Genomic DNA, 23,757 nt, shown 5'->3' on the forward strand with positions numbered 1-23,757 from the left:
GCGGGCAAGTTAACGCTTCGCCCGCCGGCGGCGCCGTGCTATGGGCAGGAAAATAATAAACATCATCCAAGACAGGTGAGAAGGGAACATTATGCGTATTGGTGTACCAAGAGAGCGGTTGGCCAATGAAGCCCGGGTCGCAGCCACGCCGAAAACGGTGGAACAACTGCTGAAGCTGGGTTTTACCGTCGCGATTGAACGCGGGGCGGGCAAACTGGCCAGTTTTGAGGACGTCGCCTACGAAGCCGCCGGCGCGGCGCTGGTCGACGAAAACGAAGTGTGGCAGTCGGATCTGATCCTGAAAGTCAACGCGCCGCAAGACGACGAGATCGCCTTGATGCGCGAAGGCAGCACGTTGGTCAGCTTTATCTGGCCGGCGCAAAACCCTGAATTGATGGCCAAGCTGGCGGCGCGCAACGTCACCGCGCTGGCGATGGACTCGGTGCCGCGCATCTCGCGCGCCCAGTCGATGGACGCGCTGAGCTCGATGGCCAACATCGCCGGCTACCGCGCGATCGTCGAAGCGGCGCATGAGTTCGGCCGCTTCTTCACCGGCCAGATCACCGCCGCCGGCAAAGTGCCGCCGGCCAAAGTGATGATCATCGGCGCCGGCGTGGCCGGCCTGGCGGCGATCGGCGCTGCGGGCAGCCTCGGCGCCATCGTGCGCGCCTTCGACACCCGCCCGGAGGTGAAAGAGCAGGTGCAGAGCATGGGCGCGGAATTCCTCGAGCTGGATTTTGAAGAGGAAGCGGGCAGCGGCGACGGTTACGCCAAAGTGATGTCCGAAGCCTTTATCAAGGCCGAGATGGCGCTGTTCGCCGCGCAGGCGGCGGAGGTTGACATCATCGTCACCACCGCGCTGATCCCGGGTAAACCGGCGCCGAAGCTGATCACCAAAGAGATGGTGGCGTCGATGAAGCCGGGCAGCGTGATCGTCGATTTGGCGGCGCAAACCGGCGGCAACTGCGAACTGACCGTGGCCGACACCATTACCGTGACCGACAACGGCGTGAAAATCATCGGCTATACCGATCTGCCGAGCCGCTTGCCGACCCAATCTTCGCAGCTGTACGGCACCAACCTGGTCAACCTGCTGAAGCTGCTGTCGAAAGAGAAAAACGGTGAGATTGACATCGATTTCGACGATACGGTGATCCGCGGCGTTACCGTGGTGCGCAGCGGTGAAATCACCTGGCCGGCGCCGCCGATCCAGGTCTCGGCCCAACCGAAAGCGGCGCCCGCCGCCGCACCGGCCGCCAAACCCGAAGCCAAACCGACCTCGCCGGGGCTGAAGTATGGCCTGATGGCCCTAGCGATCCTGCTGTTCGGCTGGCTGGCGGACGCGGCGCCGAAAGAGTTCCTGTCGCACTTTACCGTGTTCGCGCTGGCCTGCGTGGTCGGTTACTACGTGGTCTGGAACGTCAGCCACGCGCTGCATACCCCGCTGATGTCGGTTACCAACGCGATCTCAGGGATTATCGTGGTCGGTGCGCTGCTGCAAATTGGCCACGGCGGCTGGGTGAGTTTCCTCTCCTTTATCGCCGTGCTGATCGCCAGCATCAATATTTTCGGTGGGTTCACCGTCACTCAGCGCATGCTGAAGATGTTCCGCAAGAACTAAGGGGTAACAAATGTCTGGAGGATTGGTTACAGCTGCATACATTGTTGCCGCTATTTTGTTTATTTTCAGCCTGGCGGGCCTGTCGCGTCATGAAACGTCGAAGCAGGGCAACCTGTTCGGCGTCGCCGGCATGGCGATCGCGCTGATCGCCACCATCTTGGGGCCGGATTCCGGCAACGTCGGCTGGATCATCATCGCCATGATCATCGGCGGCTCGATCGGCGTCTATCTGGCCAAGAAGGTCGAGATGACCGAAATGCCGGAGCTGGTGGCGGTGCTGCACAGTTTCGTTGGCCTGGCGGCGGTGCTGGTCGGCTTCAACAGCTACCTGGATCACGGCGCGCCGATGGAGCCGGTGATGGCGAATATCCATCTGACCGAAGTGTTCCTCGGCATCTTTATCGGCGCCGTGACCTTCACCGGGTCGATCGTCGCTTTCGGCAAGCTGCGCGGCATCATTTCTTCCAAACCGCTGATGCTACCGAATCGCCACAAGCTGAACCTGGCGGCGTTGGTGATCTCGTTCCTGTTGCTGGTGGCGTTCGTGCGCACCGACAGCGTGGGCTGGCAGGTGATAGCGCTGCTGCTGATGACGGCGATCGCGCTGGCGTTCGGCTGGCATCTGGTCGCCTCGATCGGCGGCGCCGACATGCCGGTGGTGGTGTCGATGCTCAACTCTTACTCGGGGTGGGCGGCCGCCGCGGCGGGCTTCATGCTGAGCAACGATCTGCTGATCGTCACCGGCGCGCTGGTGGGCTCTTCGGGGGCGATACTGTCTTACATCATGTGCAAGGCGATGAACCGTTCGTTTATCAGCGTGATCGCCGGCGGTTTCGGCAGCGACGGTTCTTCCACCGGTGACGCCGAAGAGATGGGCGAATACCGTGAAACCACGGCGGAAGAGGTGGCCGAGCAGCTGAAGAACTCCACGTCGGTGATCATCACCCCTGGCTACGGCATGGCGGTGGCGCAGGCGCAGTATCCGGTGGCGGAAATCACCGAAAAACTGCGGGCGCGCGGCGTGAAGGTGCGTTTCGGCATTCACCCGGTCGCGGGGCGCTTGCCGGGCCACATGAACGTGCTGCTGGCGGAGGCGAAGGTGCCGTACGACGTGGTGCTGGAGATGGATGAAATCAACGACGATTTCCCGGATACCGACACCGTGCTGGTGATCGGCGCCAACGACACGGTGAACCCGGCGGCGCTGGAAGATCCGCGCAGCCCGATCGCCGGCATGCCGGTATTGGAAGTGTGGAAAGCGCAGAACGTAATCGCGTTCAAACGCTCGATGAACACCGGCTACGCCGGCGTGCAGAACCCGCTGTTCTTCAAGGAGAATACCCAGATGCTGTTCGGCGACGCCAAAGACAGCGTGGAGGCGATTCTGCGGGCGCTGCAGAAGTAAAATTGGGCAACCAAAAAAACGGGCCGCTTAGCGGCCCGTTTTTTATGCGCGAAGGTTAATCTTCGTCGTCATGCTCGTCATCTTCATCCGCCTCGATCGGGCAGTTGAAATTTTCCGGTTTAATCACCAGCAGGTCGCATTTCAGATGATCGATCACATGTTCCGCGGTGTTGCCGATAAAGGCGGCTGAAATGCCGGTGCGGCCCAGGGTGCCCAGCACCACCACGCCGGCCTGCAGATGTTCGGCCAGATCGGGGATGACCTCTTCCGGCAGGCCTTTTTCCACGTGGGTGAACTCTTCCTTAATGCAGAATTTCTGCCGCAGCGCCTTCATGGCGATCAGATGCTGGCCGCGAATGGCGTCGTTGTAGACGCTCGGGTCGAAGTCGGGCAATTCGATGGCGATGTTGATCGGGGTAACGGGATAGGCGCCGACCAGGTGAACCTCGGTCTGGTTGACGTTTTGCGCCAGTTCGACGGTTTCTTGCACCAGTTTGATATTGAGCGGGTCGTGATAGGGTTCCTCGCTGGCCAGGTTGACCGCCACCAGCGCCTTGCCGCCTTCCGGCCAGGGCTGGTCTTTCACCATCCACACCGGGCAAGGGCATTTGCGCAGCAGGTGCCAGTCGGTGGGGGTAAAGATCACCGACTCTAACCGATCGTGTTGGTGCGCCATTTTCAGCAGCAGGTCATGTTGGCCGGAAAGCACTTCCTGAATGATGGCTTCGAAGGGGCGGTTATGCCAAACCACTTTGATTTCGATCGGCACGCCGTCGTTGAGATAGAAGCGGCACTGCTCGTTGATCCAGGCGGCGCGTTGGCTGATCACACCTTGCCGCATCGCCGTTCTTTCATCCGGGGAGAGCAGGGTCGTCATTTCGTAAGAGAAGTCATAGATGGGCAGGAAGGCCTTGATGCGCCCGCCGTTCCGTTTTACCAGGTACACGGCGCGGCGCAATGCCGGCTGATCGTCCTGATTGGGGTCAATAGCCACCAGAAGATTCTGATACTTCGCCATAGGGCCTCCTTACAGCTGAAATCAACAGTCTGTTAATTTACAGAGTAACCCAACATTGAAAAACAGAACAACAACGGAAGCGTGCCGGATCAACAATTTCGGTGAAATGGTGATCCGGCGGGGGAATCAGGCGTTGACGGTCACGTTGATGCGCGGCGTACCGGCCAGCACCGACAGCGCGTCGGCGTTTTCAATGGTGATGTATTTGCCTTTCACGCTGAGGATTTCGCTTTTCTGGAAGCGCCCCAGCAGGCGGCTGATGGTTTCCACCGTCAGCCCAAGGTAGTTGCCGATGTCGCCGCGGGTCATGGTCAAACGGAACTCGCGCGGTGAGAAGCCGCGCTCCGCAAAGCGGCGCGACAGGTTGTAAACGAACGCCGCCAGGCGCTCTTCGGCGTTTTTCTTCGACAGCAGCAGGATCATGTCCTGGTCGCCTTTGATCTCGCCGCTCATCAACCGCATGATCTGCTGACGCAGGTTCGGCATTTTGCCGGACAGATCGTCGAGGGTCTCGAACGGGATCTCGCACACCATCGAGGTTTCCAGAGCCTGAGCGAAGCTCGGGTGCTTCAGGCCACCGATGGCGTCGAAGCCCACCAGGTCGCCCGCCAGGTGGAAGCCGGTGATCTGCTCATCGCCTTGCTCGGTGATGGTGTAGCTTTTAATGGTCCCGGAACGGATCGCGTACAGCGATTTCAGCTCGTCGCCGGCCTTGAACAAGGTCTGGCCTTTCTGGATGGGCTTCTTCCTCTCGATAATGTTGTCGAGCTGGTCCAGCTCGTGAGCATTGAGGGTGAAAGGAATGCACAGCTGGCTGATGCTGCAGTCCTGGCAATGGATCGCACAACCACCAGACTGGATACGACGAATCACGCGTTTTTCCGGGATCATAGATTACGCTCATTCAATAATTGATATGAGTCAATTTTAACATCTTTTGCTGCAGCTGATAAGGGTGGCATTAGCATGAATAGGGGTATTGTGTGCGAATTTTGCGCACACATGCCGCCGATTATTCTGTATCGGACTGAAGTTATGAGTATTATTTGTGACTTATGCGTTTTATTCACACAGGTTATTAATAGTGCCCAGCGGGCACGAGCGCGGCGTTGAGCAATGTGCTTTATTAAGCAGCGCCAAACAATGGCGCTGCTTAAGCCGATCGCAGCGGCTACAGCAAACTTTTCGGCAGGTAGCCTTCATGCTGCAGCAGCCATTGCTTGCGCTGTACGCCGCCGGCATAGCCGGTCAGCGCGCCCTGCGAACCGATCACCCGGTGACAGGGCACCACGATGCTGATCGGATTTGAACCGTTGGCCATGCCGACCGCGCGCGAGGCGGTCGGACGGCCGATACGTTGCGCCAGCTGGCCGTAGGTCAGGATCTCGCCGCAGGGGATTTGGCGCAGCTGTTGCCACACGGTGCGCTGGAACTCGGTGCCGGCGGTCATCACCGGCAACCGATCGATAATGCTCAGTTCCCCGGCGAAATAGCGTTGCATGGCGTCGGTCAGCCCGCTGGGATCGCGCTGCTCGCGCAGAGTGAAGCGATCGGCGCGGTAGTGGGTGTTCAGCAGCTTCATCAGGCGCGCTTCGTGATCGGTCCAGTCGATCGCCCGCAGGCGCCCCTGTTCATCGGCAATCAGCACCAGTTCACCCACCGGCGTAGCGGTACGATCAATCAAAAAAGTCTGCATCTGGATCACTCCTCGGTTTAGTGTGGCGATTATCGCATGAAACGGAGGGAGACGATGGCGGATTTCGGACATGCTGATGGGCAACCGCAGGGTTGCCCGAATAGCCGGCTTACGGTAAGGCGGGGAGTTATTGTGCGATAAATTTATAAAATAAATTTATAATTCATCAAGACGAGTCGTACCTTGCTTGTTATTTAAGCAGGCAGTGCCGCTTTGCGGTTACTTATAGCTGATAGTCACGCGCTTTAAATGGGGGGCGTTATTCACCATCTCACTGCTGACGGCAGAAACTAATTCTTTTGGCATCTCTGTTAACGAAGAGGATATATACCCGTTCTGATATTCCGTCACTTTACCGAAGCAGCTGGAGATAAGCTTTTCATCCTGATGTTTGACGGTGCAGGCCGGCGTGGTAATGGCGCCGGTGAAGCGCACGACGCCGGAGGCGACCTGACTGCCGGAAAGCGGTTTTGCTTGCAGAGCGAAGGGCAGAATGACCAATGCGCTTAATACGGCTAAGTAATGGTTCATATGCTGTTCCTTTCAGAGTAAAAACACTGCCAATTAAAAAACAAGCGCGCTTGTTTTCATCAAATAAGCCATTTCGCCTGGCGAAATAAAAACGAATGGGCAAAAATCCTACTGCCAGCATTCAATGAATTTGATAATAGGGAGGTAGGATGAGTAAAACCATGATTTGGATCATAGTGAAGACTGGTTAATGATTTGAGGCGCGGGCGGGATAGCAGGCTGTGATCGTTCTCTCAGGAAATTCGGGCAATGGCGGCCGTTTTCGCCCCCGTTGCGCGGCCGCAGCAACGGGGGCGAGAGCGGGGTTACAGCATGCCGCTGCTGCCGCAGATGCGGATCTTTTCCGCCACCACTTCTTTCATCGCCAGCTTGCCGGGGACGATGTACTTGCGCGGATCGTTGGCGTCCGGGTGCTGCGAAAAGTAGCTTTTTACCGCATCGGCGAAGGCGATTTTCAATTCGGTGGCGACGTTGACCTTGCAAACGCCGAGCGAGATCGCGCGCTTGACCATCGCTTCCGGAATGCCGGAGGCGCCGTGCAGCACCAACGGCACGTCCACCTGTTCGCGGATCAGCGCCAGGCGCTCGAAGTCCAACTTCGGTTCGCCGTGATACAGGCCGTGGGCGGAACCGATCGCCACCGCCAGCGAATCGATGCCGGTGGCGGCGACAAACTCGCGTGCCGCGGCCGGATCGGTATAAAAGCTGTCCGCCGTATCGACGATCAGATCGTCTTCTTGCCCGCCCAGGCGGCCCAGCTCCGCCTCCACGCTGGCGCCGTAGCGGTGGCACAGGACTACTGCGGCGGCCACCTTGGCGATATTCTGCTCGAACGGCAAATGGGAGCCGTCGATCATCACCGAGCGGATGCCGCTTTTCACCTTATACTCGATGTCGTCCAGCGCTTCGTGATGATCCAGATGCAGCGCCAGCGGCAGATCGTAGCGGTGCGCGGCCGATTGGCAAATGCCGATCAGGTAGTCGGTGCCGGCATAGCTGAAGGTGCCGGGCGTGCCGGCCATGATCACCGGCGAGCGCAGCTCGGCGGCGGTCTCCGCCACCACCTGCACGGTTTCCAGATTGTGGACGTTAAACGCCGGAACGGCGTAACCCTGGCGCTGCGCCTTGAGCAGCATGTCTCGGTTGGCTATCAGATACATGGGATCTCCTTACAGCTCGGGGGAAGGAAAACGGTAAATCGTCACGCCTTTCACCACCCGGTTGACCTCGCCGGTCGGGCAGGGGTTATCCGGGGTCAGCCCCAGCGCCAGCGAACTCTCGAAGGCCAGCATCTGGCTGAACAGCAGATACGGGAACAGCAGCCAGATATCGTCAGCCGCGTCGTGCATATGCAGCAGGGCATCGGACAGAGGTTGGCGTTCGCCGGTCAACCCGACCAGCTGCATCGCCTGCCCATCGCGCTGCAGCTCGTTCCACAGATCGCGGTCATACTGGCGGGCATAGTCGTTGTGGGAGAACATCAGCACCACCAACGTCTGGCCGTCGACCATGAATTTCGGGCCATGGCGCAGGCCGAGCGGCGAGTCGTAGCGCGTAACGATGCGGCCGGCGGTCAACTCCAGCATCTTGAGCGAGGCCTCTTCGGCGAGGCCGGTAAAACAGCTGCCGCCGAGGGTGATATAGCGGCGGAAACCGCTGGCGGCCAGCGCCTTCACCTGCGGCTGCAGCGTTTCGCGCAGTGCGCGGCAGCGCTGCACCATGGCGTTCAACGGCGCCTGGGCGGCCTCGAGCGAAGCCGGGCCGAGCAGCAGCGCGGCGCTCAGCATCATGCAGCTGAAGCTGGAGGTCATGGCGAAGCTCTGATCGTTGGCGCCTTGCGGCATCACCAGCGAACAGACGTTGCCACGCTGATGCGCGTACTGCGCCAGCCGGCTGTCCGGGTTGCACACCAGCATCAGATGATAGCTTTCCGGCAGCAATTGATCGGCCAGCTCCACCGTCGCCACGCTTTCCGGGCTGTTGCCCGAACGGGCGAAGGAAACCAGCAGCGTCGGCCGATCAGGGTCAAGATACTGCAGCGGGTTGGCGACGATATCGGTGGTGCCGTAAGCCACCACGTCGCGGCCGGTGCGTTCGCGCAGCCAGGGGGCCAGGGCGCGGCCGGCAAATGCCGAGCTGCCGGCGCCGCACAAGACGATTTGCAGGCGCGGATTAGCCAGCAACGGCGCCAGGAACGGTTGCCACTGCGCCTGTTGATCCTGCAGTTGGCGGTGCAGCGCCGCCCACAAATCCGGCTGTTGCCAAATTTCTGCGGCGGTATGCCAGGCGTTGCGCTGCTTCAGCCAATTCGCCTCGTAAGAGAAATACGCGTTCATGATGACAGCTCCTTAAAAAGCCTCGGTTAACGGTCGGCGATAATCACGTCGATCCCTAAATGGTGCAGCGCCTGCAGATAGTGTTCCGGAATGCGGCTGTCGGTGACCAGGCGGTGGATCTGGCCGATGTCGCGGATCATGCAAAAGCTGGTGCGGCCGAATTTGCTGGCGTCGGCGAGGGCGATCACTTCGCGCGCCACCTCGCACATGACCCGGTTCAGCTGCGCTTCGCCCGGATCCGGCGTGGTGATGCCGCTCGCGAGATCGAAGCCGTCGACGCCGAGAAAAAGCTTGTCGAACCGATACTGGCGCAGCTGCTGTTCGGCGGCGGGGCCGTACAGCGACCAGGCTTTGCGGCGCACGCTGCCGCCGACCACCATCAGGTCGATCTCCTCGTTGTTGGCCAGTTCGAAGGCGATGTTGAGCGCGTTGGTCATCACCACCAGATCCTTTTTCCCCGCCAGCTGCGGCGCCATTTGGCTGGTGGTGGAGCCGGAGTCGAGGATGACGGCGTCGCCGTCTTCAATCAGCGCCGCGGCCGCGCAGGCGATGGCGTGTTTGACGTCGCGATTGATGCGGCCCTTGTCCTGCAACGGGCGGTCGAAGGCGAACTGTTTGTTCAACATGGCGCCGCCGTAGGCGCGCACCGCGCAGCCGTGTTTTTCCAGCTGGCGCAGATCGCTGCGGATGGTGACGCTGGACACCGAAAACTGCTGGCTGAGCTGCTCCACGCGCACCGTGCCCTCGCGACACAGCTGGTCGATAATTAATTCCCGGCGTTTTGCGGTATTGATCATTAACGCAGACTCCTGATTTACCTGTAGCCGTGCCCGACCGCGGCTTAATAAGCCGCAGCGATACCGACCGGAGCGCTTTCAGTTGTTCGTGGCGAATTACAGCAAACGAAACACTGAAATGCAATCGATTAATTTTAAAATATCTATATCTATCAGTTGGTTATATTTGATTTTGCTTTCGGTTGGGCGGCAACCGAAAGCAGTGTTAACGCAAAGTGAAAACGGCAAATTCGTTATTTTTCAGTCGCCAATTCCCAGCGCTTATTCATTCAGTCCGTCGATGCCGAAAGCCGCAGCGATCGCTCGACAATCTCCGGGCTTTCACTGTTTTTTTATGCCGGCGCGCGTAAAAGCGCTGCGCCGCGCACGCCGCTGCTGTCACCGTGCACCGGCGGGAACACCGCCGCCGGCTCCATGCCCGGCAGCAGCCAGCGCCGCATCGCCGGCGGCAACAGCCGGTAAAGCTCGCCGACGTTGGACAATCCACCGCCCAGCACGAAGGCATCAACGTCCAGCAGCAGCTGTAAGCCGGCCAGCGCGCTGGCCAGGATGTCGACGTAGATGGTCATCAGCCGCTGCGCGAGCGCATCACCGGCACGATAGCAGGCGACCAGCGCCGGCACGTCAGCGGCCGGATGGGCGAAATGGCGGCTCAGCGCCAGCAGCCCGCTGCCGGAGACGTAGCGTTCAAAGCAGCCGGTCAGCCCGCAGTTGCAGCCGAACAGCGGCAGATCGTAACGCTGCGCCAGCTGGGCCGAGATTGGCATATGGCCCCATTCGCCCGCCACGCCGCTGCGCCCCTTGTGCAGTTGCCGGTTCACCACCAGGCCGCCGCCGGCGCCGGTGCCGATGATGGCGCCGAACACCAGCGGCAGGTGCGCGGTTTGCGGCGTGCTGGCTTCCGACAGCGCGAAGCAGCGGCAGTCGTTCTCAATAGCGATCGGTCGCGCCAGCGCCTGCGTCAAATCATCCGCCAGGCAATGGCCGGTCAGGCAGGGCACGTTGACCGCCAACTGGCGGCGGCTGACGGGATCGGTGATCCCCGGCAAACCGATGCCGATGCTGCCGCGCGTGTGCAGTTCGCGATCCGCCTGCTCGACCAGCCCGGCGATGCAGGCCACGAACTCGCCGTAATCGCCGGTTGGGGTGCGCACCCGCTGGAGCAGCACCTGATTGAGCCGGCGATCGTAAGCGGCCATTTCAATTTTGGTGCCGCCGATGTCGAAGCCGTAACGCATCTCTGTCGTGGCCATGCTTTAGGCTCCACTCAGGGCGATCACCGCCGCCTCGCGGCGGGCGCGTTCGGCGGCAAACACCATCAGGTGGCTCTCCAGCGCTTCCGCCGGGCCGGCCAGCACCTGGCTCGGATCGTTGGCGCGAATGGCCGCGATAAAGTGCTGCATCAGGAAGTAGTCGCCGCCGCCGTGGCCGGCCATGGCGTGCAGATCCTGGCCGGCATCGGTGTCGTAATGCGTTTCGCCGTCGTCGAGGAACGAGGTGATGCGGATATGGCGGCCGTCGCCTTCCAGGCAGCCGCGGCTGCCAAAGATACGGGTGTGACGATCTTCGTGGCGGGTAAAGGCCGTCATGGTGAACGACGCGGTGCGGCCGCCGGCGAACTGCATGTTGACCACCTGATGGTCGACCACGTTATTGTCGCAGCGGTAGACGCAGCGGCCGTAAGGCCCGTCGCGCAGCGCCGCCCGCAGCGTCGTCTGGTCGGGTTCCGGCGTCAGCACGCGCAGAAAACCGGGCGTGGCCTTGTGATCGTCGCCCAGATAGATGCGTTTGGCGGAATAGGGGCAGTTTGCCTCTACCGCGCAATCCAGGCAGTTGTCCGCCGCGCCCGCCGGTTGGTTTTCCTGGCGGAAGTGGCGCAGGTTGCCGAAGGAGCTGACCTGTTCACAGGGTTGCTCCATCACGTAGCGGATCCAGTCGATGTCGTGGCAGGATTTCTGCAGCAGCATAAAGGCGGCCTGCCGATCGTTGCGCCAGTTGCCGCGCACGAAGGAGTGCGCCTGATGCCAGTAGCCGACCGGTTCCAAATGTTGCAGGCTGACGATGTCGCCGATCGCGCCGTCGCGCAGCAACTGTTTGAGCTTTTGGGTATAGCGGGTGTAACGCAGCACGTGGCCGACCGAGAAGATCAGCCGTTGGCGCGTCACTTCGGCGACGATGGCGCGGCACTCATCGGCGTCCGGCGACAGCGGTTTTTCCAGCAGCATGGCGTAGCCCTGGCGGGCGAAGGCCAGCGCCGGTTCCAGATGCATCTGATCCTGGGTGCAGATCAGCACCGCGTCGGCCAGCTTGCCGGCGTCGGCGGCCTGACGCCAGTCGGTGAAGACGTTTTCCGGCGCGATGGCATGCTGCGCCACGAACGGCTCGCGGTAGGCGTCGCGCGGTTCCGCTACCGCCACCACTTGCATCAAATCGGGATGCGCCAGCGCATAGCGCGAGTAGATTTCACCGCGCGCCCCGGCGCCGACCACCAGCACCCGCACCGGGCGATGGGCAAAGCTGTTGGGTTGTGTTGACGACATTGCTGGATACTCCGCTGTTGTTATTTGAGGTTTTGGCCGCTGAGCTCGTCGAACAAATGCGCGCGCGTCAGATCGAATGCCAGATGAATGCTTTCGCCGAGGCGCGGCTCCCAGTCCGGCAGCGACGCCATGCGCAGCACGAAGCGCAGATCGGCCAGTTCGCAGTGCAGCAGCTCTTCGTTGCCCATGCGCTCGATAGTGACGATCTGCGCCGGGAAACAGTTGGCGCTGCCGGGCGCGCACAGCCGCAAAGACTCCGGCCGGATGCCGAGACACACCCGCGCATGCGGGTAGTCCGCCAATTGCCGTTGCAGCGCCGGCGGCAGATCGAGCAGGTGCTGCAGGCCGATACGCAGCCGCACCGTTTGGCCGTCGCGCACGATCGCCAGATCGTGCAAATTCATCGACGGGCTGCCGATAAACTCGGCGACGAAACGGTTGGCGGGGTGGTGGTACAGATTGATTGGTTTATCCACCTGCATGATGGCGCCGCGGTTCATCACGCAAATGCGATCGCCCATGGTCATCGCCTCGACCTGATCGTGGGTGACGTACACCATGGTGGCGGCGGCGCCTTCTTGCTTCAGCTGGTTGTGCAGTTCGATCAGCTGCACGCGCATTGACACCCGCAGCTTGGCGTCGAGGTTGGACAGCGGCTCATCGAACAGAAACACCTTGGGTTTGCGAACGATGGCGCGGCCGACCGCCACCCGCTGGCACTGGCCGCCGGAGAGCTGGCCCGGCTTGCGCTGCAGCAGATTGGTGATCTCCAGCTTTTCCGCCGCGTCGCGCACCCGGCGGTCGATCTCCGCCTTGCTCTCTTTGCCGATCAGGCCGAACGCCATGTTCTTGTACACCGTCATGTGCGGGTACAGCGCATAGTTCTGGAACACCATGGCGACGCCGCGATCCTTCGGCATGCTGTCGTTGACGCAGCGATCGTGGATCAGGATCTGCCCCTCGCTGACGCTCTCCAGCCCGGCGATCATCCGCAGCAGGGTGGATTTGGCGCAGCCGGACGGGCCGACGAACACCATAAATTCCCCATCTTCAATGTCCAGATCGACGCCGTGCAGCGCGTGGAAACCGTTGGGGTACACTTTTTTAACGCTGTTTAACTGAATTCCGGCCATGTTGTTTACCTTGTCTGCGCGTTAGCCTTTCACCCCGGCGCTGGCGATGCCCTGGATGAAATAGCGTTGGAAAATAATGAACAGCATCAGCATCGGGATCACTGCCATCAGCGCCCCGGCCATCAGCAGCGGGTATTCCACCCCGGCGCGGCTGGAGAGCGAGGCCAGCCCTACCGGCAGCGTCAGCTTCTCGGTGGTGGTATTGACGATCAGCGGCCACATCAGGTTGTTCCAGCTCCACAGGCCGTTGATGATGACGCAGGCGATAATGCCCGGCCGGATCAGCGGCAGCATGATGCGCCAGAAGATGGCGAAGTAGCTGTAACCGTCGATCAGCGCCGCTTCCTCCATCTCCTTCGGCACCGCCAGGAAGAACTGGCGCAGCAGGAAGGTGGCGTAAACGCTGAAAATGCCCGGCAGCACCAACCCGGTGATGCTGTTGACCAGCCCCAGCTTCTGCACCACCAGGAATTGCGGGATCAGAAACGCCTGGCCGGGCACCATCAGGATCGACACGCACACCAGAAACACCGCGTCGCGGCCGCGAAAATGCAGGCGCGAGAAGCCATAGGCGGCCAGGGTGGCGATAGCCATCTGCAGGCTGACGGTGAAGAAGGTCGCCAGCAGCGAGTTGAGATAAAAACCGGCGAACGGGATTTCGTGCATCACCCGGCCGTAGGCCTGCAGGCTGGGATGCCCCGGCAGCAGCGTCAGCGGGATCTGGATGCTCTCGGCCTGGGTTTTCAGCGAGGTCACCAGCATCCAGATAAAGGGCACCACCGAGGCCAGCGCCGCCAGCCCCATAAACAGGTACACCAGCGTTTTCTTGCTTGCGTTCATGTGCAGCTCCTCAGCTGACTTTCAGGCGCTTGCCGATCGCCATTTGAATCAGGGTGATCACCAGCGTGACGGCGAACAGCACCACGGTGATGGCGGAGGCGTAACCTTTTTCCTGCAGGTAAAACGCGTACTTGTAGAACAGGTTGGTGACGGTCATCACGTCGTTTTCCACCAGCGCGCGGTCGAACATCAGGAACACCACGTCAAAGACTTGCAGGATCTCGATAAAGCTCATCACCGACACGAAGAACAGCGTCGGCACCATCATCGGCAGCGTGATGCAGAAGAAGCGCCGCAGGGTGCCGATGCCGTCGATATCCGCCGCTTCGTACAACTGGCGTGGAATGCTCTGCAGTCCGGCCAGCAAAATGATGATCTTCAGCGCCAGCGACGACCAGATGATGATGATGGATACGCTGATGCGCACCACGTCCGGATCGGACAGCCAGGCGACCGGCGCAATGTGCAGCAGGCCCAGCGCCTGGTTGATCAGGCCGAAGTCCTTGTTGAACAGCCATTGCCACACCATGGCCACCGCCGCGGGCATGGTGACCGCCGGCAGGAACAGCAGGGTGCGCAGCAGGCCTTTGCCGCGGATATTCTGGTTGAGGCCGATCGCCAGCAGCAGCGACAGGCTCAGGCTGATCGGCACGCAGACCACCACGTAGAACAGGGTGTTGGCGGCGGCGGTGTAAAAGTCGTCGTCTTCGAACAGGTTGAGATAGTTATCGACGCTGATGCTGCTCCAGCGCATGAATTGGTTGAGATCGGTAAAGCTGTAAAAGATGTTTTGCAAGAAGGGGATCAGGTAAAACACCGTCACCCCCAACAACAGCGGCAGGATCATCACCCAGCCCCAGAAGCGCTCGGCGCGTTCGAGCCGATTGAGCGCGGGACGGGCGGTGCGCCGGGGGTGTTTCAGGGTGACCGTAGCCGTTTCTGCCAGCGACATGTTGCCATTCCTCACCTATGACGTTCAGCGTGGTTCCCCCGCGGCGCGCGCTCGGGGCTGCGCGCCGCGGCGGGGTGATTACTGCTCCATGACGCGCGCGATCTTCTTGACCGATTTGTCCATTTCCTGCTTAGCGTCCGCGCCCATAAAGATCTTTTTCAGGCTGGCGATCCACATGTTTTGCCACTTCGGCGTATTGGTGCCGGCGGTGGGGTAAGCCTGGGTCACTTCAAGGGTCTGGATATAAGGCGTGACGTCAACCTTTTGGATTTGCTGCGCCCAGACCTTGGCCGCCGTCTTGTTGGCCGGGATCACCACCTTGGCCAGCTCCGCCTGCGAGGCTTCGCTGCTCATGAAGGCGATATATTTCCAGGCGGCCTGCTTGTGGGCGCTTTTCGCCGACATGGCGAAGGCCAGACTGTGCGCCACGCCGGACTGGCGTTCAATTTTGGGCATCATCACCACGCCGATGTGGTCGTTGATCAGCGGGTTATTGGCGAACGGCGCCGCCAGCCAGGAGCCGGCATAGACCATCGCGGCGCGGTTGGACTGGAAGATATTCTCGGTTTTGACTTCGCTCATTTGCTGGGCGCTTGGCATCAGGCCGTCTTTCATCATGCCCTGCAGCTGTTGGTAGACCCAGAGGGATCTGTCGTTGGCGATGTCGGTGGGCTGGCCGTCTTTCGGCACGATGTGGTTGCCGTTTTGGAACAGCAGGTTCATGTAACTGTCCTGACCGTCGATGCTGAGATCCATCACCAGCGGGAAGGCGGCGCCTTTCAGCCCGTTTTTCAGCGCGGCGGCCTTGCTCTTCAGATCGTCCCAGCTCCAGTCGTTGGTGGGGTAGCTGACGCCGGCCTGATCGAACAGCTTTTTGTTGTACCACACGGCGATGGAATCGACGTCGCGCGGGATGGCCATCTGCTGACCGTCATACTGATAGGCTTTCACCGAGCTGGCGACCACGTCGTCCAGCTTAAGGCCGCTGTCCTTAATATAGGGCGCCAACGGCTCCATAATGCCGTTTTTGGCGTACTGCACAAAATAAGGCATATTGATCCAGAATATATCTGGCGCTACGCCGCCGGCGGCGGCGGAATCTAATTTAACGAAATATTGCGCCGAGGGGGTTAATTCTATTTCTATTTTTATATCCGGATTGGCCTGTTCAAAGCGCTTGGCAATCTCCTGTTCGGCGGGTAATTGATTTCTGTCCCAAACGGCATAGCGCAAAGTTATTTTATCTGCGGCATGGAGCAGCGTGGGTAATAATAATGCGCTGGCAAGAATAGAATGCGCCAGCAAGCGGCCGGTATTTTTTATCGGTGACATTGCTTTCCCCTCGGTGAGCGACGAATAGCGTTTTTTGCAACGTAAATTCTTTCTATCCCTTAACTTTCAATGTGTCAATACACCCCCAAACGCCCAAAAATGGGGCGTCAATGTTTCGTTGTTGTTAAAATCGAAAGGCTTTCACGGTCAAGTGAAAGGTGCTCTTGTTCACATTTCATTAACCTTTATGCGGGGTTTTTCCCCGGTGGCGCGGCATTTAGCGGCCTTCGCAGGCATAGGAATAACTGATAACCCTTGCACCATAATGGGGATTAAAAATATTTTTATTGTGCAAGCTTCAGCTTCTTTCATTTTTGTGATGCAAATAAACAAAAAAATCTTGCTGAGGCTGTCCAGGGAGGGCGCGCAAACGTTTTTTATTGCCGGCTATTGTTTGTGTCGATAAAAGACGCTAGCCTGAATCTCACAACACTTATTCATCCATAATAAAGAGGGCGGAATATCATGCGCCTGTCTCTGGTATTTACGCATTGCCTGGAGAAAGTATTTCATCGCCAAAATATGCCGCCCATTGCCGTGGAAAATCGGTTGAGCGGATTAAATAACGAGGTGCTGTCCTGGCAGGCGGTGTACTGTTTGCAAACCCCGGGCAACGAGACTCGCCATGAGCTGTGTTATCAACTCGACGGGCCGCTGGCGGAGTATATCAGCGTGCGCCAGGTGCAATCGGTGCCGAGCGGTTTTCCCTGTTATCGCGAGACCGATGAGAATTACCTGACGACTGAGCCGGGCTTATTTCCCGATCCGCTGATACCGCTGCCGCAACGGCGTTTTTTTGCCGCCTGCCGCTATTATGGCAGCCTGTGGTTGACCCTGACGCCGCCGGCCGACACGCAACTGGCCGGCGACTTTCCGTTGACCCTGCGGCTGCGGGATGCCCAGAGCGGCGAGGCGCTGGCCGAGGCCACGCTGACGCTGCATCTGGTGCCGGCGGCGTTGCCGCCGCAAACGCTGTTGCACACCGAGTGGCTGCACACCGACTGCCTGGCGGATTACTACCGTCTGGCGGTGTTCAGCCCGGATTACTGGCGCGCGGTGCGCAACTTTGTGCGCTGCGCGGTGCATAGCGGGGTCAATATGCTGCTGACGCCGCTGTTTACGCCGCCGCTGGATACCGCCGTCGGCGGTGAACGCACCACAGTGCAGTTGGTGAGGGTGTCGCGTTCCGCGCAGGGGTATCGCTTCGATTTCAGCCGCTTGGCGCAGTGGGTGGCGTTGGCGCAGGAAGAGGGCATCGAGCACTTCGAAATCGCGCCGTTGTTTACCCAATGGGGCGCGGCGCATGCGCCGAAGATCGTGGTGGAGGAGCAGGGCGAGGCGCGACCGCTGTTCGGCTGGCACACCGATGCGCAGGGCGAACCGTATCAGCGTTTCCTGCAGGCGCTGCTGCCCGAATTGACCGCCTGGTTCCGCGAGCGGGGGTTGGAACGACAGGTGTGGTTCCATGTTTCCGATGAGCCGACGCTGGACAACCTGGCGGCCTACCGGCGCGCCAGCGCCGCGCTGCTGCCGCTACTGGATGGCTTTCGCACTTTCGATGCGCTGTCGGATTTCGCTTTCTATCAGCGAGGCCTGGTGGAAATCCCGGTCGCCGCCACCGATCATATTGAGCCCTTTATCGAACACCGGGTGCCTGGCCTGTGGGCCTATTACTGCTGCGTGCAGAAGACCGAGGTCGCCAACCGGTTCTTCGCCCAGCCTTCGGCGCGCAACCGCATATTGGGCGTGCAGCTCTATCTGTACCGCATCGCCGGCTTCCTGCATTGGGGATTCAACTTCTATAACAGCGCCCATTCGCTCGAACGTATCAATCCTTATGCCGTGACCGACAGCGGCCATGCGTTTCCCTCCGGCGATCCGTTCGTGGTCTATCCGGGCGATGATCTGCAGCCGGTGGAGTCGCTGCGCCTGCGGGTGCTGCATCAGGGGCTGCAGGACATGCGCGCGCTGCAACTGCTGGAGAGTCTGACCGACCGGCCGACGGTTGAGGCGCTGATCGAACGCGAGCTGGGCATGCGCATCACCTTCAAGCGTTATCCGCACCAGGCCGGGCCGCTGCTGCGCCTGCGCGACGCGGTAAACCGCCGCATCGAAGCGTTGCTGGCGCCGATGTGAAGGCAAGTGGGGGCGAAAATGCGTCTTTCGCTCCCAATTCGCCATTACTTTGCTATACCTGATAGTCGATGGATTCACTTTATTGTCATGTAACTGACACGTCAGAGTCACGGCTCTGGCTTAAGTTTGCAGCGACTACGTCAGGAGATAACGCGATGTTCAGCCTGGATTCTCTGTTGCAAGATGCATTTCCACACCGCAATACCCCTGCCTGGCAGCGCAGCCTGCTAAGAACCCTTCTCTTCGAAAAAGAATTCAAGCAGTTCGCCGCCGATTATCCCCACCTGAAAGGGCTCGATCTGATCGAGCAGGTGGTGGACTACTTTAACCTCAGCTGCGAACTGGTGGACGGCGATCTGGAAAACATCCCGAGCCAGGGGCCGGTGGTGCTCGTGGCCAATCACCCGATCGGTTCGCTCGACGGCCTGGTGCTGCTGCGCGCCGTTGCGGCGGTGCGCCCGGACGTGAAAGTGGTGGCCAGCCAACTGCTGACCTACATTGAACCGCTGCGCAGCCTGTTCGTGCCGGTGGATAACGTCGCTTATAAAACCAGCCGCAAACAGATTGAAGGCATGCAGCAACAACTGGACAATCAGGGCGCGCTAATCCTGTTCCCGGCCGGCGAAGTGTCGCGCATGAGCCCGAAAGGCATCCGCGACGGCCACTGGCATACCGGTTTTCTGCGCCTGGCCGCCAAAGCGCGCGCGCCGATCGTGCCAATCCACATCAGCGCACGCAACAGCAACCTGTTCTACTTTACCTCACTGGTCTACCGGCCGCTGTCGACGTTGCTGCTGGTGCGCGAAATGTTCCAGCAGCGGGGCGGGCGCATCAAGATCCGCGTGGGCGGCCGCGTGCCGTTCGCCAACTGGCACGACGGCCACACCAGCGCCAAGGATCTGGCGGAGCGTTTTCGCCGCCACGTCTATCGCCTGGGCCAGGGCAAGCCGGGGCTGTTCGCCAGCGAGTCGCCGATCGCGCTGCCGGAAGATCGTCTTGAGCTGAAAAAGGCGCTGGCGAACTGCGAACGGTTGGGGGTAACGCCGGACGGTAAAACCATCTATCTCTACCGTCGCCATGACGAAGCGCGTACGCCAATCCTGCGCGAGCTGGGGCGCCTGCGCGAGATCGCCTTCCGCGCGGTGGGGGAAGGATCCGGCCGCCGCCGCGATCTGGACAGCTACGACGACGATTACTACCACCTGGTGCTGTGGGATGAGGAGGAGTTGGAGATCGTCGGCGCCTATCGCTTTATCCCTACCGCCGAACAAATCGCGCGCAAAGGGCTGGAAAGCATCTACAGCAACAGCCTGTTCCATTATGACCGCGATATGGAACCGATCCTGGCGCAGGGCATTGAGCTGGGGCGCAGCTTTATTCAGCCGGCCTATTGGGGCAAGCGCGGGCTGGACTATTTGTGGCTGGGCATCGGCGCCTATCTGTCGAAATACCCGCAGTACCGCTATCTGTTCGGCCCGGTGTCGATCTCCGGCGGCATGCCGCTGGCAGCACGTGACTTGCTGATCGCCTTCTATCGGCTCTATTTCTCGCCGGATCACGCGTTCGGGCAGTCGCGGCGGCCTTATCCGGCGTCGCTGCCGCAGGTGCTGGCGCAGTTTGCCGGGGACAACTATCAGGAAGATCTGGTGCGGCTGAAGAGCCTGCTCAGCAATATCGGCTGCTCGATCCCAACGCTGTACAAGCAGTACACCGAGCTGTGCGAGCCGGGCGGGGTACAGTTTATCGATTTCGGCACCGATCCGGCGTTCAACAACTGTATCGACGGATTGGTGCTGGTGGATACCACGCGGCTCAAGCCGTCGCGGTATCAGCGTTATATCGCGGTGCACCAGCCGCAGCCGGCCGAGACGGCATGACTATAGTCTGACTCATGCCTTTTTGATCTAAGCACGACCTTGGGGCCGGCGACGGGATAGCGCTACGATAAACGTTTTGCTTTCCACCGCCGGAGCCTGTCATGCCCCATTCGTTTATCCCGCCGCTATTGTCCGACGATGAACCGCCCGCCGCTGCCGTTGAAATCCCGCGCGGCAAAGCGCCCTTTTTGCTGCTGTGCGATCACGCCGGCAAGGCGATACCGCAATCTCTTGGCGATCTCGGTTTGCCGCCGGGGGAGATTGAACGCCACATCGGCTGGGATATCGGCGCGCTGAGCGTGTCGCGCCATCTGAGCCGCCAACTGGACGCCACCCTGATCCACCAGCGTTACTCACGGCTGGTGATCGACTGCAACCGGGCGCCCGGCATCGCCAGCTCGATCCCGCATTTGTCCGAACTGACGCCGATACCCGGCAATATCGGTATCGACGCCGCGCACGCGCTGGCGCGCGAGCGTGAGGTGTTTTTGCCGTATCACCACGCCATCGACGATCATTTGGGGCAACGTCAGCTGCGCGAACTGCCGACGGCGGTGATCGCCATGCACAGCTTCACGCCGGTGTTCAAAGGGGAATCGCGCCCCTGGCAGGTGGGGCTGCTGTTTAATCGCTACCCGGAATTTGCGCTGCTGCTGGCCGAACTGCTGCGCGAAGAGGGGGATTTGCAGGTGGGGATCAACGAGCCCTATGCAATGACTGACGCCACCGACTACACGTTGCCGGTGCATGCGGAACGGCGCGGTTTGCCTTATGTCGGCATCGAAATCCGCCAGGATCTGATCGCCGATGAACGCGGGCAGCAGGCGTGGGCGAAACGTTTCGCACGCCTGCTGCCGCAGGCCTGGCAGCGCTGGCAAATTTGACTTTAGGAATATTCCCAGAGATGATAACCGTAAGGAATACGTAATACGTCATTAGAAAAAAAGTCAGGAGAGACGTGTGGAGCACAGCGATAACGGACTGTTTATCAAACGGGAGCGTTTTGAAGTTCTGGCGATTCTGCGTGAAATTTGCAAACAACGCACGCCGCTGCGCGTAGAAAATCAGCAGCACCGGTTTCAAAGTCTGTTATTGAGCGTCGGGCCGGACAATATCGTGTTTAGCGGTGAGGAAGCGGAAAACGCCATCGACGGCGCCTGCACCATCGTGATTGAAAGCCACGACGCCAAAATCGAGTTTTCCGTCGGCCAGGCGGAATTGACCGAACATCAGGGCGTCCAGGCCTGCTCGACCCGGCTGCCGCAGGAGTTGGTTTACATCCAGCGCCGCCGTCAGTTCCGCATCACCACGCCGCACTGGCGCCAATTCTTCTGTACCGGCGAATACCCGGACGGCACGCCGTACGAGCTGCGGATCCACGATCTGTCCGCCGGCGGCGTCGGTTTGCGCTTCGACGGCCCGCTGCCGGATTTCTTCCAGCCAGGCCTGCAGTTCAAGAAAGCGGAGTTGGATCTGGGCAGCTACGGCAGCTTCAAGGTCAACATGGAGCTGGTGGTGGTCAACGACGATCAGGAAACCGACGATAACGATCAGGTGGTGCACTTCTCGCGCCTGTCGTGCCGTTTCCTCAAGCTGGGGCTGGCGATGGAACGCAAAATTCAGAGCGCGGTGTTCGCCTTCGAGCTGGATTTCAACAAAAAGAAAAAACGCTGATAGGTATCAGGGGCGGCACGCTGCCCCTGACTCTCCACCGGCCTTACGGCTTTATCGCCCGCAGGCTGCCGATCTCTTCCCAACCGAAATGCGCCGCTTCGGCCAGCACGTCGCACACTTCGCCCCCGGCGGCGACCACGGCCGCGTCGAGCGCGGCGCCGCGCAGCAGATGGCTCACCAGCAGTGCGGTGAACAGATCGCCGGTGCCTTTGACCGCCGATTTAACCTTCGGATGGGTAAAGCACTGCGTTTCCTGCCGGGTGACCAGCATCAATCCCACCTCGTCTTCGCGCTGTGCCACGCCCGGCGCGCTGGTGACCAGCACCCATTCGGTGGTGTCGTTCAACAGCGCCTGCGCGGCGCGTTGCGTCTGCTCCCGACTGCTCAGAGAGCGGCCGCACAGCTGCTCCAGTTCGAAACCGTTCGGCGTCAGGCCGTTGGCCAGCCGCAGGAACGGCGAGCGATAGCAGTTGACGATGCGCTCATCCACGTAGATCCCTTCGCCGTAATCGCCCATCACCGGATCGATATAGATCCTTATCTGCGGATTGAGGGCGCGCACCCGCTGCAGCCAGTTGGCCAGAATATGGCACTGCATCACGTCGCCCAGGTAACCGACGATCACCGCCTGGGTGCGTTTCATCACGCCGCGGGCGATCAGATCGTCGAGAAAACCGCCGAACCACTCGCCGGAGATGACGCCGCCGTGCGGCTTGCCGTAATAGGGCGGGCAGCCGAACAGCACGCTGGGCACCTGCAGCGCTTCCAGCCCCTTTTTCAGCAGAGCGCGGTAGGCGATGCCGTTGCCGACGCTGCCGTAGACCACCTGAGATTGAATGCTGATCACGTCGATGGACGGTGACCGCAAGGGTGAAGCCTGTTGCATGAGTTACATCCTTGGTTCGTTATTATCCAGCCAGCGGGCGAACACCTGCCGCGCGCGCTGTTCCAGCTGCGCGCCGTGGCGCGCCGCCTGTTCGCGCAGGCTCTGGGGCGCGATGTCGGCCAGTTCCAGCTCGCAGGCATGGCCAATCAGCCAGCGTTCGATATCGCGGTGATCCGCCTCCAGATGGAACTGCAGGCCGAGCGCGAACCCCTGATAGTCGAAAGCCTGATGCGGGCAAATCGCCGTGCCGGCCAGGCAGCGGGCGCCGTCCGGGATCATGAACATATCGCCGTGCCAATGCAGCACCGGCGTATCGGCCAGCGGCGCCAGCACCGAGTCGTCTTGTGCCGCGAGCGTGGTCAGCGGGGCGAAGCCGATCTCTTTGACGCCGAGCGAGATCACGTCGGCGCCCAGCGCCTGGGCGATCACCTGCGCGCCGAGACACACCCCGAGGGTCGGTCGCCGCTGCGCCAGGCGCTGTTTGACCAACGCCAATTCATGGTCGAGAAAATCGTAGCGCTGCTCACCGGAAAAGTGCTGGGCGGCGCTGATCGGCCCGCCGAGCACCACCAACAGATCGGTCTCTTCATTATTGATAGCACGAATATCATCGCGGCCGGCATCGTAATAATCGATCTGATAGCCACGCAGCGAGAGCAGGGAACCGAGGATACCCAGGTTTTCAAAATTGACGTGTCGAATGGCGACGGCTTTTTTCATTGTTTAACCTCGCTAGCGTGGGTGAACGGCGTCAGCGCCAGCGACTCGCCCAGCACCGTGATGCCTTGCGCGCCGCTCTGGTAGACGATGCGGCGTTCGCTGACCTGGCTGAGCTGCACCTGATAACCCTGCGCGGCCGGGAACAGCGCGCACGCCTGTTCCAGCTGATCGGCTGCCCAGGGGGTGAACATCTGCAGGCGGGCAAAGGCTTTTCCTGCATACTGAATGTCGAGCACGTAATGTTTATCCATGGAACCCCTTAC

23 protein-coding genes are annotated in these 23,757 nt (G+C 60.4%); 7 read left to right on the forward strand and 16 right to left on the reverse strand.

What is annotated here, in order from left to right; translation table 11 throughout:
* Window positions 1–91 precede the first annotated feature (91 nt).
* Window positions 92–1,621, forward strand: coding sequence for a Re/Si-specific NAD(P)(+) transhydrogenase subunit alpha (pntA, locus tag ACTJJ6_RS09475; protein WP_049299365.1), 1,530 nt, complete (start codon window positions 92–94; stop codon window positions 1,619–1,621).
* A gap of 10 nt (window positions 1,622–1,631) precedes the next feature.
* Window positions 1,632–3,026 (forward strand): Re/Si-specific NAD(P)(+) transhydrogenase subunit beta, encoded by a 1,395-nt coding sequence (gene pntB / locus ACTJJ6_RS09480; RefSeq protein WP_004938285.1) that lies wholly within the window; start codon window positions 1,632–1,634, stop codon window positions 3,024–3,026.
* 55 nt (window positions 3,027–3,081) lie between these two features.
* Here the strand turns inward: pntB and uspE are convergent, their stop codons facing one another.
* The 13 genes from uspE to ACTJJ6_RS09545 form a co-directional block, all read right to left on the reverse strand.
* Window positions 3,082–4,044 carry a universal stress protein UspE gene (uspE, locus tag ACTJJ6_RS09485; RefSeq protein WP_004938281.1) on the reverse strand — a complete coding sequence of 321 codons (963 nt, stop codon included), beginning with the start codon at window positions 4,042–4,044 and terminating at the stop codon, window positions 3,082–3,084.
* A gap of 126 nt (window positions 4,045–4,170) precedes the next feature.
* The gene (locus ACTJJ6_RS09490) at window positions 4,171–4,935 is read right to left on the reverse strand and encodes an FNR family transcription factor (RefSeq protein ID WP_004938278.1); all 765 of its coding nucleotides are present in this window, start codon (window positions 4,933–4,935) and stop codon (window positions 4,171–4,173) included.
* 280 nt (window positions 4,936–5,215) lie between these two features.
* A complete protein-coding gene (ogt, locus tag ACTJJ6_RS09495; protein ID WP_004938274.1) occupies window positions 5,216–5,740 on the reverse strand; it encodes a methylated-DNA--[protein]-cysteine S-methyltransferase in 525 nt (174 codons plus the stop codon).
* A 219-nt stretch (window positions 5,741–5,959) separates the two neighbouring features.
* Window positions 5,960–6,271, reverse strand: coding sequence for a hypothetical protein (locus ACTJJ6_RS09500; protein WP_337055287.1), 312 nt, complete (start codon window positions 6,269–6,271; stop codon window positions 5,960–5,962).
* 305 nt (window positions 6,272–6,576) lie between these two features.
* Window positions 6,577–7,431, reverse strand: coding sequence for a tagatose bisphosphate family class II aldolase (locus ACTJJ6_RS09505; protein ID WP_016927594.1), 855 nt, complete (start codon window positions 7,429–7,431; stop codon window positions 6,577–6,579).
* Window positions 7,432–7,440: 9 nt separating this feature from the next.
* Window positions 7,441–8,607: an SIS domain-containing protein gene (locus tag ACTJJ6_RS09510; protein ID WP_048795609.1), complete on the reverse strand. Its 1,167-nt coding sequence runs from the start codon at window positions 8,605–8,607 to the stop codon at window positions 7,441–7,443.
* A 26-nt stretch (window positions 8,608–8,633) separates the two neighbouring features.
* Entirely contained in the window at window positions 8,634–9,404 is a 771-nt protein-coding gene (gene agaR / locus ACTJJ6_RS09515) for a transcriptional repressor AgaR (RefSeq protein WP_016927596.1), read from the reverse strand.
* A gap of 332 nt (window positions 9,405–9,736) precedes the next feature.
* The gene (locus tag ACTJJ6_RS09520) at window positions 9,737–10,642 is read right to left on the reverse strand and encodes an ROK family protein (protein ID WP_049299361.1); all 906 of its coding nucleotides are present in this window, start codon (window positions 10,640–10,642) and stop codon (window positions 9,737–9,739) included.
* 18 nt (window positions 10,643–10,660) lie between these two features.
* Window positions 10,661–11,944: a Gfo/Idh/MocA family protein gene (locus ACTJJ6_RS09525; protein WP_016927598.1), complete on the reverse strand. Its 1,284-nt coding sequence runs from the start codon at window positions 11,942–11,944 to the stop codon at window positions 10,661–10,663.
* Between the two features lie 20 nt (window positions 11,945–11,964).
* A complete protein-coding gene (locus tag ACTJJ6_RS09530) occupies window positions 11,965–13,077 on the reverse strand; it encodes an ABC transporter ATP-binding protein (protein WP_016927599.1) in 1,113 nt (370 codons plus the stop codon).
* Window positions 13,078–13,098: 21 nt separating this feature from the next.
* A complete protein-coding gene (locus tag ACTJJ6_RS09535; protein ID WP_049299359.1) occupies window positions 13,099–13,917 on the reverse strand; it encodes a carbohydrate ABC transporter permease in 819 nt (272 codons plus the stop codon).
* A gap of 10 nt (window positions 13,918–13,927) precedes the next feature.
* Window positions 13,928–14,869, reverse strand: coding sequence for a carbohydrate ABC transporter permease (locus ACTJJ6_RS09540; RefSeq protein WP_015377976.1), 942 nt, complete (start codon window positions 14,867–14,869; stop codon window positions 13,928–13,930).
* 78 nt (window positions 14,870–14,947) lie between these two features.
* A complete protein-coding gene (locus ACTJJ6_RS09545; protein WP_049191746.1) occupies window positions 14,948–16,201 on the reverse strand; it encodes an ABC transporter substrate-binding protein in 1,254 nt (417 codons plus the stop codon).
* Between the two features lie 34 nt (window positions 16,202–16,235).
* Between ACTJJ6_RS09545 and ACTJJ6_RS09550 the strand changes: the two genes are divergently transcribed.
* The 5 genes from ACTJJ6_RS09550 (at window position 16,236) to ACTJJ6_RS09570 (ending at window position 21,888) form a co-directional block, all read left to right on the forward strand.
* On the forward strand, window positions 16,236–16,607 hold the full coding sequence (locus ACTJJ6_RS09550) for a hypothetical protein (RefSeq protein ID WP_193842813.1): 372 nt from the start codon (window positions 16,236–16,238) through the stop codon (window positions 16,605–16,607).
* A 59-nt stretch (window positions 16,608–16,666) separates the two neighbouring features.
* On the forward strand, window positions 16,667–18,337 hold the full coding sequence (locus ACTJJ6_RS09555; protein ID WP_016927603.1) for a DUF4091 domain-containing protein: 1,671 nt from the start codon (window positions 16,667–16,669) through the stop codon (window positions 18,335–18,337).
* 155 nt (window positions 18,338–18,492) lie between these two features.
* The gene (gene olsF / locus ACTJJ6_RS09560; protein WP_016927604.1) at window positions 18,493–20,214 is read left to right on the forward strand and encodes an ornithine lipid synthase OlsF; all 1,722 of its coding nucleotides are present in this window, start codon (window positions 18,493–18,495) and stop codon (window positions 20,212–20,214) included.
* Between the two features lie 101 nt (window positions 20,215–20,315).
* Window positions 20,316–21,098, forward strand: a complete 783-nt coding sequence (locus ACTJJ6_RS09565) for an N-formylglutamate amidohydrolase (RefSeq protein ID WP_079449766.1) — start codon at window positions 20,316–20,318, stop codon at window positions 21,096–21,098.
* Between the two features lie 76 nt (window positions 21,099–21,174).
* On the forward strand, window positions 21,175–21,888 hold the full coding sequence (locus ACTJJ6_RS09570) for a flagellar brake protein (protein WP_004938226.1): 714 nt from the start codon (window positions 21,175–21,177) through the stop codon (window positions 21,886–21,888).
* 43 nt (window positions 21,889–21,931) lie between these two features.
* On the opposite strand, the gene ACTJJ6_RS09575 is transcribed toward ACTJJ6_RS09570, so the two are convergent.
* The 3 genes from ACTJJ6_RS09575 to ACTJJ6_RS09585 are packed head-to-tail and all read right to left on the reverse strand — an operon-like array spanning window position 21,932 to window position 23,745.
* Window positions 21,932–22,774 carry a PfkB family carbohydrate kinase gene (locus tag ACTJJ6_RS09575; protein WP_440802430.1) on the reverse strand — a complete coding sequence of 281 codons (843 nt, stop codon included), beginning with the start codon at window positions 22,772–22,774 and terminating at the stop codon, window positions 21,932–21,934.
* A 3-nt stretch (window positions 22,775–22,777) separates the two neighbouring features.
* The gene (locus ACTJJ6_RS09580; protein ID WP_016927607.1) at window positions 22,778–23,494 is read right to left on the reverse strand and encodes a glutamine amidotransferase; all 717 of its coding nucleotides are present in this window, start codon (window positions 23,492–23,494) and stop codon (window positions 22,778–22,780) included.
* Window positions 23,491–23,745, reverse strand: coding sequence for a hypothetical protein (locus ACTJJ6_RS09585; RefSeq protein WP_016927608.1), 255 nt, complete (start codon window positions 23,743–23,745; stop codon window positions 23,491–23,493). The genes ACTJJ6_RS09580 and ACTJJ6_RS09585 overlap by 4 nt, the downstream gene beginning before the upstream one ends.
* Between the last annotated feature and the right edge of the window lie 12 nt (window positions 23,746–23,757).

The sequence above is a fragment of the Serratia sp. 22278 genome, from assembly GCF_052045405.1.
GTDB lineage: Bacteria > Pseudomonadota > Gammaproteobacteria > Enterobacterales > Enterobacteriaceae > Serratia > Serratia marcescens.